This window comes from Streptomyces sp. NPDC048473 (assembly GCF_043200155.1).
Lineage (GTDB): Bacteria > Actinomycetota > Actinomycetes > Streptomycetales > Streptomycetaceae > Streptomyces.
This window is the reverse complement of the sequence record NZ_JBICXE010000005.1, coordinates 271,088-286,323: the sequence shown is the minus strand read 5'-3', so window position 1 is coordinate 286,323 and position 15,236 is coordinate 271,088. Positions and strand designations below refer to the sequence as shown.

The 15,236-nt window shown below is 71.0% G+C and carries 7 protein-coding genes; 6 read left to right on the top strand and 1 reads right to left on the bottom strand.

From position 1 onward, the window contains the following. Positions 1-35 precede the first annotated feature (35 nt). From fxsT (ACGFU7_RS11735) to fxsT (ACGFU7_RS11710), 6 genes are all read left to right on the top strand, one after another. On the top strand, positions 36-3,029 hold the full coding sequence (gene fxsT, locus ACGFU7_RS11735) for an FxSxx-COOH system tetratricopeptide repeat protein (RefSeq protein ID WP_393694656.1): 2,994 nt from the start codon (positions 36-38) through the stop codon (positions 3,027-3,029). 86 nt (positions 3,030-3,115) lie between these two features. Continuing rightward, positions 3,116-3,523, top strand: coding sequence for a CU044_2847 family protein (locus tag ACGFU7_RS11730; RefSeq protein WP_393694654.1), 408 nt, complete (start codon positions 3,116-3,118; stop codon positions 3,521-3,523). Further along, a complete protein-coding gene (locus tag ACGFU7_RS11725) occupies positions 3,520-4,476 on the top strand; it encodes an ATP-binding protein (protein ID WP_393694652.1) in 957 nt (318 codons plus the stop codon). The genes ACGFU7_RS11730 and ACGFU7_RS11725 overlap by 4 nt, the downstream gene beginning before the upstream one ends. 7 nt (positions 4,477-4,483) lie before the next feature. Continuing rightward, a complete protein-coding gene (locus ACGFU7_RS11720) occupies positions 4,484-6,349 on the top strand; it encodes a hypothetical protein (protein ID WP_393694650.1) in 1,866 nt (621 codons plus the stop codon). After that, on the top strand, positions 6,339-7,685 hold the full coding sequence (locus ACGFU7_RS11715) for a CHAT domain-containing protein (RefSeq protein ID WP_393694648.1): 1,347 nt from the start codon (positions 6,339-6,341) through the stop codon (positions 7,683-7,685). Before ACGFU7_RS11720 ends, ACGFU7_RS11715 begins: the two co-directional genes overlap by 11 nt. Continuing rightward, positions 7,675-11,082 carry an FxSxx-COOH system tetratricopeptide repeat protein gene (fxsT, locus tag ACGFU7_RS11710; protein ID WP_393694646.1) on the top strand — a complete coding sequence of 1,136 codons (3,408 nt, stop codon included), beginning with the start codon at positions 7,675-7,677 and terminating at the stop codon, positions 11,080-11,082. The genes ACGFU7_RS11715 and fxsT (ACGFU7_RS11710) overlap by 11 nt, the downstream gene beginning before the upstream one ends. A 77-nt stretch (positions 11,083-11,159) precedes the next feature. On the opposite strand, the gene ACGFU7_RS11705 is transcribed toward fxsT (ACGFU7_RS11710), so the two are convergent. After that, a complete protein-coding gene (locus tag ACGFU7_RS11705; protein ID WP_393694644.1) occupies positions 11,160-15,014 on the bottom strand; it encodes a multifunctional oxoglutarate decarboxylase/oxoglutarate dehydrogenase thiamine pyrophosphate-binding subunit/dihydrolipoyllysine-residue succinyltransferase subunit in 3,855 nt (1,284 codons plus the stop codon). Positions 15,015-15,236 lie beyond the last annotated feature (222 nt).

Below are 15,236 nucleotides of genomic sequence, written 5' to 3'. Positions count from 1 at the left end.
TGACAAGGCTCGCATCGAGGCAGGGAGACGGTTGAATGCCCGGAACGCGTAAGCAAGTTGGAGCAACCGGGGCGCAGACCGTCACCATCAGTTTCGCCGGTTTCAACCGCGCCTGGGCGGCGTGGATCGGGGACCGTCTGGAGCGCCGTGGAGTGACGGTCGTCCAGCAGCGCTGGGATCCCCCGGTGGAGCTCCCGCTGGAGGAGTCGCTGCGGGATCTGACGCTGTCGCGCGGCAGCGTCCTGGTGATCCTCAGCGACTGGTACTTCCAGCTCGGCCCCCGCAGCCACGACGAGTGGAACAGGGCCCTGCGCGAGGTCGTCGCCCCCGACCCCGACCGCTTCGCCGCCGTCTGTGTCACCACCTCCGCGCTGCCCGGCGCCACCTCGGTCCTCGGCGCGGCCGACCTCACCAACGTCGGCGCCGACGAGGCCGAACGGCGGCTCCTCGTCCGCCTGGGCCTGCCCACCGACCCGCTGCCCGACTCCGTCGAGGCCAGGCAGGGCCCCCGCTATCCGGCCGACACCCCCGAGGTGTGGGGCGGGGTGCCGCGCCGCAACACCCGGTTCACCGGCCGCGAGGAGCTGCTCGGCAAGGCGTATCAGGCCTTCCAGGACGCCGGACCCGGCGCCGGAGTCGTGACGCTGCACGGCATGTCCGGCGTCGGCAAGACCCAGCTGGCCGCCGAGTACGTCTACCGCTTCGGCTCCGAGTACGACGTCGTGTGGTGGGTGCCTGCCGACCGGCGCGCCCTCTACCGCCAGAAGCTCGCCGAACTCGCCCCTGAACTGGGCCTGTCCACCGGCGCCGAGTACGGCGAACGGCTGCGCGCGGTGCGCGACGCGCTGCGCCGCGGCGAACCCCACTCCCACTGGCTCCTCGTCCTCGACGGCGCCGACGAACCCGAACACATCTGGGACCTGGTGCCGACCGGCCCCGGACATGTCCTGATCACCTCCCGCAACCCGGAGTGGAGCGAGCACAACAGCAACCTCGTCGAGGTCCCGGTCTACGACCGCGAGGAGTCGGTCGCCTTCATCCGCCGCCGCGCCCCGCGCCTGACCCCGGCCGAGGCCGACCAGCTCGCCGACGCCCTCGAAGACCTCCCGCTGCTCCTCGACCAGACCGCCGGCTGGCTCAACGACTCCGACATGTCGGTCGAGGAGTACATCGAACTCCTCGAAGGCGGCATCGACCAGGACGTCGTCAAGGTCTCCGCCGACTTCCCGCTCGCCTTCCAGACGGCCTGGTCGATACTGCTGAACAAGCTCAGGGACACCGTCCCCGAGTCGGTCGACCTGCTGCGCCTGTGCAGCTTCTTCGCACCCGGCTCCATCCCCGTACGGCTGCTGAAGGAAATGCCCCCGGGCGAACTGCCGGAGCAGCTCTCCGGTCTGATGAACGACCCGCTGCTGTGGAACAAGGCGATCGGCCAGCTCCGCCAGTACTCCGTGGTCCGCCTGGAGTCCCACGAATCGGTCGTCGACGAGGCGTCGTCCGGCGAATCGCTCTACATGCACCGCATGGTCCACCAGATCGTCGGCAAGGACATGCCGGAACGGGACCGCCAGGAGTTCATCGACGTGGTCCGCCGGGCCCTCGCGGCCGCGGACCCCGGCCGTCCCACCGACACCCGTCTGTGGCCCGCCTACGCCGAGATCACCCCGCACCTGAAATGGGCCGACGTGCTCCGGAGCACCGATCCGGCGGTGCAGTCCCTGGTGCTCAACTGCCTGCGCTACATGTACCTCTCCGGGGAGTACCGGGCCGGCATCAAGCTGGGCGCACGCGCCATGAAGGCCTGGCGGGAACTGCTCGGCGAGGACCACCCCAGGGTCTGGGACCTCAGCTACAACTACGCCAACCTGCTGCGGGCCGTCGGCGACTACGCCGGTACGGAAGCCATCGAACGGGCCGCAGTCGACCATCTGCGCGCCGAACGCGGCGCACAGGACCTGGAACACCTGCGGGCCGCCGGCGGCCTCGCCGCCGACCTGCGTGGCCTCGGCCGCTACGACGAGGCGCTGGAGATGTCCGGGTGGATCCTCGGCGCCTACCGGGAACTGCTGGGCGACCAGGACTCACGCACGCTCAGCGCGCAGAACAACCTGGGCACTTCGATGCGCCTGCTGGGCCGGTACGAGGAGGCACTCGAACTCAACCGGCGCACCCTGGAGGCCCGGCGCCAGCTGTTGCGCCCGCGCCACAGCTGGACGCTCTACTCCGAGATCAACTACGCCACCGACCTGCGCCTGCTCGGCCGGTACGGCGATGCCCTGTCGCTCCAGACCCAGAGCGCCCGGGTGCACCGGCTGGTCATGAACCCCGACAACCCGCAGACCCTGCGTGCCGAGCACAACCTCGCGCTCTGCCAGTACCGCTCGGGAGAACGAGCCAAGGCCGCGGACCTGTTCACCCGGGTTCTCGAACGGGGCGAGCGCGTGCTGGGCGAGAACGATCCGCTGACGATGATGTTCGCGGCCAGCCAGAGCTGCTTCGCCCGGGAACACGCCGACATCGACCGCGCCAGGGACATAAGCGAAAAGGTCGTCGGCGGCTATGTGGACATGCTCGGCGAGGGGCACCCCTACGTGGCGGGAACCCGGGCCAACCATGCCCTGATCCTCCGCAACGTGGGGGAGCGGGACCATGCGCACACCGTCCTGGAGGAGGCGCTCGCCGACATGGCGCAGGCCGTGGGCGAGAACCACCCCTGGACGCTGGGCTGCGCCATCAACGCCTCGGCGCTGCGCAACCTGGTGGGCGACCCCGAATCAGCCGCCGCACTGACGGACTCGGTCGTCACCAGGGCCATCGAGGTCCTCGGCCGGACCCATCCGCTGACCCTTTCCGCCCGGATCGCGCACGCCGCGGACCTGCGCGGCATCCGGGACCGGCAGCGTGCGGACAAGGTCGAGACGGAGGCGTTGGACGACCTGGTGGCGACCCTGGGCGCCCAGCACGTCCACACGGTCTCGGCGCGCTCCCGCAACCGTCCGTACTGGGACTTCGAACCGCAGATGATCTGATCCGGTTCACGGAAAGCGCCGTGATAATTGAGTGAGCGTCAGTATCCTTGTGTGGCAAGCCAGTTGGTGCAGCCAGGGGGTACGGGGTGGCGGTCATCGTAGGGTCCACGGCACCGGGGGAGGACGGCCCGATTCCGGTCGTCGTGGACGCCCAGGCGTTCGCACCGACCGGGGCACCGGCCGATGGCTTCTACAACAGTGACGAGACCAGGGGCGGTGGCGCCGATGCCGGCCGGCGCGTGCTGAACAGTGCCGGAGATCTGTACGGCGACGGTCTCGATCTCGCACGACGCTGCGCCTCCCAGGCGATGCGCAGGCTCGGCGAGCTGGGGGAGGGGATGCGGCCCGACGAGATCGAGCTCCAGGTCGGCATCACCTTCGAGGCCGGAATGGCGGCCGTGGTGAAGGCCGGTGCTCAGGCGCAGATCCAGGTCACCTTCCGCTGGCAGCCGGGCAACGAGGAGCAGGTCACCACCGCGGTGACGTCCTCATGAGCGGGACACCGCCACCGGCTGTCCCGGCGGCGCCCGTCCCCATTCTCCCGTACAGCCGCATCGTCGGGCAGGACGGTCTCAAGCTGGCCCTGGAGCTCAATTTCATCTCCCCGAGAATCGGCGGCGTGCTGATCACCGGGCAGCGCGGCACCGCCAAATCCACCGTCGTCCGTGCCTTCGCGCTGATGTCCGGCGGCGAGCTGCCCGTCACGCTTCCGATCAACGCGACCGACGACCGGGTCGTCGGCGGCTGGGAGCTGGACTCGCTGATGCAGGGCGTGGCGAAGCCGCAGCCCGGTCTGCTCGAAGAGGCGGACAGAAAAGGGCTGTTGTACATCGACGAGGTCAACCTGCTGGACGACCATCTCGTCAACATCATTCTGGACGTCGTCTCCACCGGTGTGCTGTCCATCCAGCGCGAGGGCATCGACACCGCCAAGCACCTGTCCTTCGGACTCGTCGGGACCATGAACCCCGAAGAGGGCAGTCTGCGCGCCCAACTCCTGGACCGTTTCGGACTGATGGTGACGACGTCCGAGCTCGACCTCGCCGACCGCCATCGGATGATCACGACCGTGCTCGCCTTCGAGGAGGAACTGGAGACCGAGGACTCCGCATGGCTGCGCGCCGCGCAGGACGAGAACGACGCACTGCGGTCCGCGCTGCTCGCGGCCAGACAGCGGCTGGGGGAGGTCCGGCTGGACGAGAGCGTGAGCAGGCTCTGTGCCGAGGCGGCCGAGCGGATGGGCGCCGTCGGGCAGCGCGGCGACCTCCTGGTGGCGAAGACCGCCCGTGCGCTGGCCGCACGGGACGGGGCCCAGCAGGTCGACCCGGCACACGTCCGCCGGATTCTGCCCCTCGCCCTGCGCCATCGCAGGCCGGAGTCCGCCCACGGTGCCGCCTTCACCTGGGGTCCGGACGAGGACGACCACGTCAGCGCACTCTTCGACTGAGCCGCCGATGTCCGCCTCTGAGCCACGGGCCGTGCCCGCCGCAGACGCCGGCGAACTGTCCCGGCGGCTGCTCACCGCACTGGTCTGCGCCGCCGTCGAACCGAAGCTGTCCGGAGTACTTCTGTTCGACCTCCCGGACGCACACCTGAGCACCGTCGCCGAAGTGTTCGACGGGCTGCTCGCCGGACCGGCCGGACCCCACGCCATGTCCGTCCCCCGCACCACGCTCACCGCCGCCACCATGGACGAGGACCTGTGGTTACGGCCCCGAGTGAGCCGCGGGCCGCTCGGGATCGACTTCGCCCTGGACCCCGGACCGCTCACCGAGCCCGTGCCCGGCCCCTCCATGGTCGTCGTCCCGGACCTGGCCCGGCTCAGCGTGCCGGGGAAGCGGGCCGCCGTGCAGCTGCTCGGCGCCGATGCCGCCACCGTCGAACACGCCGGGCTGCAACGCCGCTGGCGGCCGACCGCCCGCTGGCTGGCCGTCTGCCGCACGGAGGACACCGAACGGATCTCCCCGCACCTCCTGGACCGCTTCCCGGTCCGCCTCACGGTCCAGGGTCTGCGTCCCCGGCCCGGCGACGCCCCCCTCGGCCCGCTCCCCGACGCCTGGGCCACCGCACTGGACCGGGCACGCTCCACCACCCGGCCGCCCCTCCACCCCGATGAAGGCTTCGCCCCCCGCGTGCTGGAGCTCCTCGACGACCAGGACGGCGCCGGTCAGCGCAGACCCCTCGCCCTGGCCCGGATCGCCCGTGCCCTGGCCCGGCTGGACGGCGCCGAACGGATCACCGCCGACCACGTCGACGCCGCCGCCCGGCTGATCGGCCTGCGCAGCGCCCGGCGCCCGCCCGTCCTGCCCGCCCCCGACTCCGGCCCCGCCGAAACCACCCGGGGCGCCCCGCGCATCCTCCCGCCCCCCGAACCCCGGCCCGACGCCGAGCAGCGCCCCTCACCCGGCACACCGGTCCGGGAACCCGGCCCCGCCGAACGCATCGGATCCGGACCTGCGGCCGGTCCCTGGCCGGCCGCCGCCACCCCGTACCCGGAGGACACCGCCGGGCCGCCGGCCGAGGGCACCTCCCTGCGCACCCCGGCCCGGCACACCGCCGGACCCCGCGCCGCGCGCGGACCCGTCGTCGGCGTACGCCCCGCCCAGGACCTGTGGGACCTCGCCCCCGTACGCACGGCGATGGAGGCCGCCAAGTACCGGGCGATACGGGAACGGCGCGACCGGCTGGTGATCCTGCCACGCGATCTGCGCGGCTACGTCCGGGCGCCGGAGCCCGTCCGGATGCTCACTCTCGTCCTGGACCACACCTGCCGCGAGGACTGGGACTGGCACCAGGCACTCGACCCGTTCCTGCAATGGGCCTATGTCACCCGCGCCTCGGTGCACGTGGTCGAAGTGGGGGGCCGCGGGGCGCCGAACGAGGTGCGGGCCGAATCCTTCGCCGCCCTGTCCACCCGCTCCCCGCGGATCGCCGCGGCCCTGGACCGCCGGCCCGGCCGGGCCACCCCCCTCGCCCACGGGCTGAACCTGGCCGAACAGACCCTGCGCCGCGCCTTCCAGCACCACCGCGCCGGCCTGGTGGAGGCCCTGCTGGTCCTGGTCACCGACGGCCGGGGCAACGTGCCGCTGGCCGTCAGCCACCGAGGCCGGGCAGACCGTGGAGGCGTGGGGCGGACCGGAATCGAGGACGCGCTGGCCGCGGCCGTCCGGATCAGCGGCATGGACCGGACCCGGCTGCACAGCGTCGTCGTCGACCCGGGACGGCAGCCGTACGCGGAACTGCCGCAGCTGCTGGCCGAGGCGCTCGACGGCAGAGTGGTCGAGGGGCGGCCCACGCAGGCGGCGGCCCGTGGGCAGTGATTCCGCACGGCTGCGCCGACTGCTGGACAACTCGGTGGCGACGGGCCGACGACTGGCCAGAACCCCCGCACCGGCCGGGGTCCGCACGGGACTGCGCGAGCGGCTCGGGCTCGCGGAGGCCCACGCCGACAGCCGGCCTCCGCCGCACACCGCCCGGATCACGGTCGTTCCGCACCACGACCGCCACGGCGGCCCCCAGGCGTTCGGCGTGAGCGCCTGGTGCGAGGGCGTGCCCCGGCTCCCGTACACCACCGGGCCGACCCAGCTGCGTCCCACCGACATCGGTCTGGGCAACGCGCTGGGCGACGGCCCCGCCCCCTCCCAGCTGCTCCGGGACATCCGGCACTGGTCCGGCAACCAGCGGCGGCTCGGCGCCTGGATCAACCGGGCCCGCGCGGTGCACGGCGACGCGCTCCAGATCACCATTCACGACGACACCGGCTACGAGATCCCCTGGGAGGCGTTCTGGCTGCCCGCCGACCCCGAGAACGGCCTGGGCGAAGGACTCCTCGGGGCACTGGTCGCCGTCACCCGCTGGCTCACCATCCGCAGCGCCGACATGGTGCTGCCCGAGTCGTCCGTCTGTGCCGCGGGCGATGTGCTCGGGTACTACTTCCATGACGTGAACGTCGCCCCCGGATGGCACGGAGGGGCCCGCCGCATCCACGACATGCGGGACGACATGGCCGTTTTCCACGGCTACGCGCACCGCCCGCATGTGACGATCGACGGATTCCTCGACGAGCTCGACGCCCGCCCGTCGGATCCCGTCGGACTCGTCTACATGGCCGCCCACGGCACCTATGACGAACGGGTCAACGCCCTCACCCTCGCCGAGGTCAGCTGGGCCGAGTACGACGACCGCCCGATGACGGTGCTCGACAAGGACCACTCGATGGTCTGCCTCAACGCCTGCCATTCGGCAAGGTTCGTCCGCAACACCGGAGTCGGTGAGACGGATCTGCGCGGATTCACCGAACTCTTCCTCCGCAAGGGGGCCGGCGGCTGTGTCGTCGCGGCGGGGCAGGTCGGCGACAGCGAGGCCCGCGAACTCATCGGCCAGTTGGTCGGCATCGTGGCGGAAGAACCCTGGCGTCCGGTCGCCGACTCGCTGCGTCTCTTCCGGGCGCGGGCACTTCACGAATTCGGGCCGCTGGCGCAATTGCCGCGGGCCCTGCACGAAGGGCGGCCGAACGTGGACGGGCAGCGACCGGTGCTGCGTCTGCTGTACAGCCTCATGTTCCAGTACTACGGGCATCCGCTCAGCACACTCAGCCTCAGCGGGCCGCGCGGGGACCGGACGAGAGACCGGGAAGGGGCGCACGGTGAACGGTGAGGAACAGACCCTTCTGATCGAGCCCGTCGTCAGCCGCCCCCACGAGGCCGAGGCGGGGTGCGCCTATCTCGTCACCGTCGACCTGCGCGGTCCGCTCGGGCCGCAGGGCGAGGACGACTGCGAGGCATGGCCCTACCAGGACGAGGAACTGACCTTCACCGTCGCGCTGGACGGCGGTCCGCACTTCGTCTGCGAGGTGCTCGACGACCCCGCGCTCGTACTGCACCGCTACGGCGGTACGTACGGCCCGGCCCGGTTCGTCGTCACGGCGGGCCGGGTCACCGGGCCCGCAGGGCTGTGGCTCACCATCACCAACCAGTGGGGGATGCCGGTCCGCAAGGCCGCGCTGCCCTGCCGGATCAGGGAACCGGCAGCGGACGGGCCCGCGCAGCCCCCGTCGGTCGTCGGATACGTCCCCGACCGGTCGCCCGCACCCGAGGAGTACGGGCCCGCCACCAGGGACGCGGCGCCGCTCGTACGACCGGAGACCTCGGGGACCACCGAGCCCTCCGGGACACCTCCGGCCATGCGACCGGCGCCCGGCCTCGCGGACCACGTCACCATCAGTTTCGCCGGCTTCAACCGCGCCTGGGCGGCGTGGATCGGGGACCGTCTGGAGCGCCGAGGAGTGACGGTCGTCCAGCAGCGCTGGGATCCCCCGGCGCAGCTCCCGCTGGAGGAGATGCTGCGAGACCTGCTGCTCGCCCGGGGCCGGGTCCTGGTGATCCTCAGCGACAGGTACTTCCAGCTCGGCCCGCGCAGCCACGACGAGTGGGACAGCGCGTTGCGCGAGGTCGTCGCACCCGACCCCGACCGCTTCGCCGCCGTCAGCGTCACCACCTCCGCGCTGCCCGGCGCCGCCTCGGTCCTCAAAGCCGCAGTTCTGACCGCCGTCGGCGCCGACGAGGCCGAGCGGCGGTTGCTGGTCCGTCTGGGCCTGCCCACCGATCCGCTGCCCGAGTCCGTCGAGGCCGGGGCGGGGCCCCGGTATCCGGCGGGCACCCCCGAGGTGTGGGGCGGGGTGCCGCGCCGCAACACCCGGTTCACCGGCCGGGAGGAGCTGCTCAACCGGACGTACGAGGTCTTCCAGGGCGCCCGGCCGGGCGCGGGTGTGGTGACCCTGCACGGCATGTCCGGCGTCGGGAAGACCCAGCTGGCCGCCGAGTACGTCTACCGCTTCGGCTCCGAGTACGACGTCGTGTGGTGGGTGCCCGCCGACCGCCGGACCCGCTACCGCCAGAAGCTCGCCGAACTCGCCCGCGAACTGGGCCTGTCCACCGGCGCCGAGTACGGCGAACAGCTGCGCGCGGTACGCGACGCGCTGCGCCGCGGCGAACCCCACTCCCACTGGCTCCTCGTCCTGGACGGCGCCGACGAACCCGACCAGATCTCGGACCTGGTGCCGACCGGCCCCGGACATGTCCTGATCACCTCCCGCAACCCGGAGTGGAGCGAGCACAACAGCAACCTCGTCGAGGTACGGGCCTACAGCCGCGAGGAGTCGGCCGAGTTCATCCACCGCCGCGCCCCGCGCCTGACCCCGGCCGAGACCGGCCGGCTCGCCGACGCACTCGAAGACCTCCCGCTGCTCCTCGACCAGACCGCCGGCTGGCTCAACGACTCCGACATGCCGGTCGAGGAGTACCTCGGACTGCTCGAAGGCGGCATCGACCAGGACGTCGTCAAGGTCTCCGCAGACTTCCCGCTCGCCTTCCGGACCGCCTGGTCGATACTGCTGAACAGGCTCATGGAACTGGCCCCCGAGGCGGTCGAACTCCTCAGGCTCTGCACCTGTTTCGCGCCCGATGCCCTCCCCCTCCACCTGCTGCGCAGGATCGCCTGGCACACCGTCACCGGCCTGGAAGCCTTCGTGGACCCCGGCGTGCTCGACCGGGCGATCCAGCAGCTGCTGCGCTACTCCGTCATCCGGCTGGAGACCACCGGCGCCCCCACGACCGGGGCGACGGAGCCGGACGGGGCCCTCCACATGCACCGCATGATCCACCGGATGGTGCGGAGCGACATGCCGGAGGCCAAGCGCGAGGAGTACTGCGAGGCGGCCCGGACCGCGCTGGCCGCCATCAACAGCGGGCAGCCCTCCGACGTGCGGATGTGGCCCCAGTACGCCGCGATCACCCCGCATCTGAAGTGGGCGGAGGTGCTGGAGAGCACCGAATCCGCGGTGCAGACACTTGTTCTGGACTGTCTGCGCTACATGTACCTCTCAGGGGAGTACGGCAGCGGCATCCGGCTCGCCGAACCGGCCATGAACTCCTGGCGGACCCTGCTCGGCGGGACACACCCACGGATCTGGGACCTCGGTCACCATTACGCCAATCTGCTGCGCGCCCTCGGCAACTACCGGACGAGCGAGGGCGTCGAGCGCGCGGCGGCCGACCATCTGCGGGCCGAACGCGGCGAACTGGATCCGGAGCATCTGCGGGCGGCGGGCGGACTCGCCGCCGATCTGCGGGGTCTCGGGCGCTACCCGGAGGCGCTGGAACTCTCCGCCTCGATCCGCGACCGCTACTTCACCGTCCTCGGCCAGGAGGACTACCGCACGCTGAACGCGGACAACAACCTCGCCGTGTCGCTGCGGCTCCTGGGGCGGTACGGCGAGGCGCTGGAGCAGGACCGCCACACCCTCGCCCGGCGGCGCTCCGTGCTGGGCGGGAGCGCTCCGGCCACCCTGTACTCGGAGATCAACTGCGCCATCGACCTGCGGCTGCTCGGACGCTGTCGGGAGGCCGAGGAGACTCTGCGGCAGACGGTCGGCGGACATCTGCAGTCGATCGGGGCCAACAATCCGCAGACCCTGCGGGCCCAGCACAACCTCGCGCTGTGCCAGTACTTCACGGACGGTCCGGCCGCCGCGCTGCCCCTCCTCACCGATGTGCGGGAGCGCTGTCTGCGGCTCCTGGGCGAACACGACCCGCTCACCCTGCTGATCACGGCGAGCGGCGCCTGGGCGCAGCGGCGGGCGGGCGAGCCCGGGCGGGCCCGGCGGCTGCACGAGGTGGTGGTGGTGGGATACCGGCGGATGCTGGGCGTGGAGCACCCGTACACCATCGGTGTCGAGGGCAACCTCGGGCTGATGCGCTGGACCCTGGGCGAGCGGGACACCGCGAGCTACGAGATCGAACGGGCCCGCACCCTGATGGCCGAGGCGGTCGGGAGCGAACACCCCTGGGCGATCGGGTGCACGCTGAACGCGACGATCGTCCGGATGAGGAACGGGCGCACCGAATCGGCGTACGAACTGGACCGGGTGAACGGACCGCGGGCCGTCGCAGTGCTGGGGCCGGACCATCCGCTCACCGTTGCCTGTCGGCAGGTGGACGACCGGGCACCGGCCGAGCCCCTGTCCTTCTGGGACTTCGAACCCTTGATCATCTGAACCGTACGCACGACGAAGGGCCCGGCCCCGCGAGTCGATCGCGGGACCGGGCCCTTCGTCGTGCGTACAGCGACCGGTCAGGCCTCGAAGACCTCGGCGACCAGCTGTGCCTGCTCGGCCTGGTGGCGCTTGGCCGAGCCGACCGCCGGGGACGAGCCGTGCGGCCGCGAGATGCGGCGCAGGCGCTCACCGTGCGGGACGTCGGCGCCGACGGCCAGGTCCAGGTGGTCGATCAGGTTCAGGGCGATGAACGGCCAGGCGCCCTGGTTGGCCGGCTCCTCCTGGGCCCAGAGGTACTTCTCGGCGTTCGGGTACTTGGCGATCTCGGCCTGCAGCTCGGCACCCGGCAGCGGGTACAGGCGCTCCAGACGGATGATCGCGGTCTCCGTGTCGCCGCGCTTCTGCCGCTCGGCGTCCAGGTCGTAGTACAGCTTGCCCGCGCAGAAGACGACCTTGCGGACGTTCTCCGCCTTGACCGAGTCGTCGCCGATCACCGGGCGGAAGCCGCCGGTGGTGAACTCCTCCGCCTTCGAGGCTGCCGCCTTGAGGCGGAGCATCGACTTCGGGGTGAAGACGACCAGCGGCTTGTGGTGCGGGTTGTGCACCTGCCACCGCAGGAGGTGGAAGTAGTTCGACGGGAGCGTCGGCATGGCGACCGTCATGTTGTCCTGCGCGCACATCTGGAGGAAGCGCTCCGGGCGGGCGGACGAGTGGTCCGGGCCCTGGCCCTCGTAGCCGTGCGGCAGCAGCAGCGTGACGCCGGAGGTCTGGCCCCACTTCTGCTCGGCCGAGGAGATGAACTCGTCGACGACGGTCTGCGCGCCGTTGACGAAGTCACCGAACTGGGCCTCCCAGATGACCAGCGACTCCGGACGGGCCAGCGAGTAGCCGTACTCGAAGCCCATCGCCGCGTACTCGCTGAGGAGCGAGTCGTAGACGTTGTAACGGGCCTGGTCGTCGGCGAGGTAGAGCAGCGGGGTGTAGTCCTCGCCGGTCACCTGGTCGACGAGGACCGCGTGCCGCTGGCCGAAGGTGCCGCGGCGGGTGTCCTGGCCGGCGAGCCGGACCGGGGTGCCCTCCATCAGCAGCGAACCGATGGCCAGGGTCTCGCCCATGCCCCAGTCGATCGTGCCGTTCTCCACCGAGGCCGCGCGACGCTGCATCTGCGGCATCAGGCGGGGGTGGACGGTGATCCGGTCGGGGATGTTGACCTGGGACTCCGCGATGACCTTCACGACCTCCTGGGAGACCGCGGTGGTCACGGCGACCGGGAACTCGGGCTGGACCTCGGGGGTGTGTGCCGGGGCCGGCAGCGAGGTGGCCTCGCGGACCTCCGCGAAGACCTTCTCCAGCTGGCCCTGGAAGTCCTGCAGCGCCTGCTCGGCCTCTTCCAGCGTGATGTCGCCGCGACCGATGAGGGACTCGGTGTAGAGCTTGCGCACCGAGCGCTTCTTGTCGATCAGGGTGTACATCTGCGGGTTGGTGAACTCCGGGTTGTCGCCCTCGTTGTGACCGCGGCGGCGGTAGCAGATGAGGTCGATCACGACGTCCTTGTTGAACGCCTGCCGGAACTCGAAGGCCAGGCGCGCGACACGGACGACGGCCTCGGGGTCGTCACCGTTGACGTGGATGATCGGCGCCTCGATCATGCGCGCCACGTCGGTGGCGTACATCGAGGAGCGCGAGGACTCCGGGGCGGCGGTGAAGCCGACCTGGTTGTTGATCACCACGTGCACGGTGCCGCCGGTGCGGTAGCCGCGCAGCTGCGACATGTTGAGCGTCTCGGCGACGACGCCCTGGCCCGCGAAGGCCGCGTCGCCGTGGAGCGCGACGGGCAGGACCGTGAAGTCCGTGCCGCCCTTGTTGATGATGTCCTGCTTGGCGCGGGCGATGCCCTCCAGGACCGGGTCGACCGCCTCCAGGTGCGAGGGGTTGGCGGCCAGCGAGACCTTGATCTGCTCGCCGTCCAGACCGGTGAAGGTGCCCTCGGCGCCCAGGTGGTACTTCACGTCGCCCGAGCCGTGCATCGAGCGCGGGTCGAGGTTGCCCTCGAACTCGCGGAAGATCTGCGCGTACGACTTGCCGACGATGTTCGCCAGCACGTTCAGCCGCCCGCGGTGGGCCATGCCGATGACGACCTCGTCGAGGCGGGCCTCGGCGGCGGAGTCGATGACCGCGTCGAGCAGCGGGATGACGGACTCGCCGCCCTCCAGCGAGAACCGCTTCTGGCCGACGTACTTGGTCTGCAGGAACGTCTCGAACGCTTCGGCGGCGTTCAGCCGGCGCAGGATGCGCAGCTGCTCCTCGCGCTCGGGCTGCTGGGCGCGCGGGCGCTCCACCCGGTCCTGGAGCCACTTGCGCTGCTTCGGGTCCTGGATGTGCATGAACTCGATGCCGGTGGTGCGGCAGTACGACTCACGCAGCACACCGAGGATGTCGCGGAGCTTCATCATCGACTTGCCGGCGAAACCGCCGACCGCGAAGTCCCGCTCCAGGTCCCACAGGGTGAGGCCGTGCTCGGTGATGTCCAGGTCGGGGTGCTTGCGCTGGCGGTACTCCAGCGGGTCGGTGTCGGCCATGACATGGCCGCGGACCCGGTAGGAGTGGATCAGCTCGAAGACCCGCGCGGCCTTGGTCACGTCGTTGTCGTGCGAGGCGTCGATGTCCGTGAGCCAGCGGACCGGCTCGTACGGGATGCGCAGCGCCTTGAAGATCTCGTCGTAGAACTCGTTCTCGCCGAGGAGGAGCTGGGCGACGATCCGCAGGAACTCGCCGGAGGCGGCGCCCTGGATGACCCGGTGGTCGTACGTCGAGGTCAGCGTCATGACCTTGGAGATGCCCAGCTTGTTCAGGGTGTCCTGAGAGGTGCCCTGGAACTCGGCCGGGTAGTCCATCGCGCCGACGCCCATGATGAGGCCCTGTCCGGGCATCAGGCGGGGCACCGAGTGCACGGTGCCGATGCCGCCGGGGTTGGTCAGCGAGGCGGTGACTCCGGTGAAGTCGTCCATGCCGAGCTTGCCGTTGCGGGCGCGGCGGACGATGTCCTCGTAGGCCTGCCAGAACTCGAAGAAGTTGAGCGTCTCGGCCTTCTTGATGGCCGCGACGACCAGCTGGCGGTCACCGTTCGGCTTCACCAGGTCGATGGCCAGACCGAGGTTCACGTGGTCCGGCTTGACCAGGGTCGGCTTGCCGTCCTTCAGCGCGAAGGAGTGGTTCATCGCCGGCATGGCCTTGAGGGCCTGCACCATCGCGTACCCGATGAGGTGCGTGAAGGAGATCTTCCCGCCCCGGGCGCGCTTGAGGTGGTTGTTGATGACGATGCGGTTGTCGAAGAGCAGCTTCACCGGAACGGCGCGGACGGACGTGGCCGTCGGCAGCTCCAGCGAGGCGTTCATGTTCTTCGCGACGGCGGCCGACGGGCCGCGCAGCGTCACGTACTCGGGGCCGGCCGGGGCCCCGGTGGCCGCAGCCGCGGCGGGCTTGGCCGGAGCAGGAGCGGCGGCCTTCGCGGCCGGAGCCGGCGCGGCCTTCGCCGGGGCTGCCGGAGCAGCGGCGGCGGGAGCGGCCTGTACGGGCGCCGGAGCCGCGGGCGCGGGGGCCTTCGCGGCCGGAGCCGGGGCCTGCGCCGGAGCGGCCTGGGGTGTGGCGACCGGTGCGGTGGCGACCGGTGCGGTGGCGGCCGGGGCCGGGGTCACCGCAGCCCCCGCGACTGCGGCGCCGGGAACGGGCTTGTCCGCCGTGCCGGACGTACCCGGCTTGTAGTCGGCGAAGAAGTCCCACCAGGCGCGATCGACCGAATTGGGATCCTGGAGGTACTGCTGGTAGATCTCGTCGACGAGCCACTCATTGGGGCCGAAAGCAGCAGCCGGGTTCGAACCCGGGCTGGCTTGGTCGGTCGAGATGCTCGAGTTACTGGGGGACTGAGACGACACGGCGGCAACCGCCCTCTTCCGCTTCACAAGGTGATGGACAGCGGAAATCAAGGCTACGCCTCCCCAGCCGTTCCATGCAGGCCGGGCCGGTCTTCGTCGTGCAAGTCACATCGGAAGGCGGGTTTCGATGCAGGAAATGGCGGGAAACAAGCATGGTTCCGCTTCACTCCGGGTACGCCGGAATGCGGCTACGGCCCCCTGGACCGTACCCGTTGAACGGAA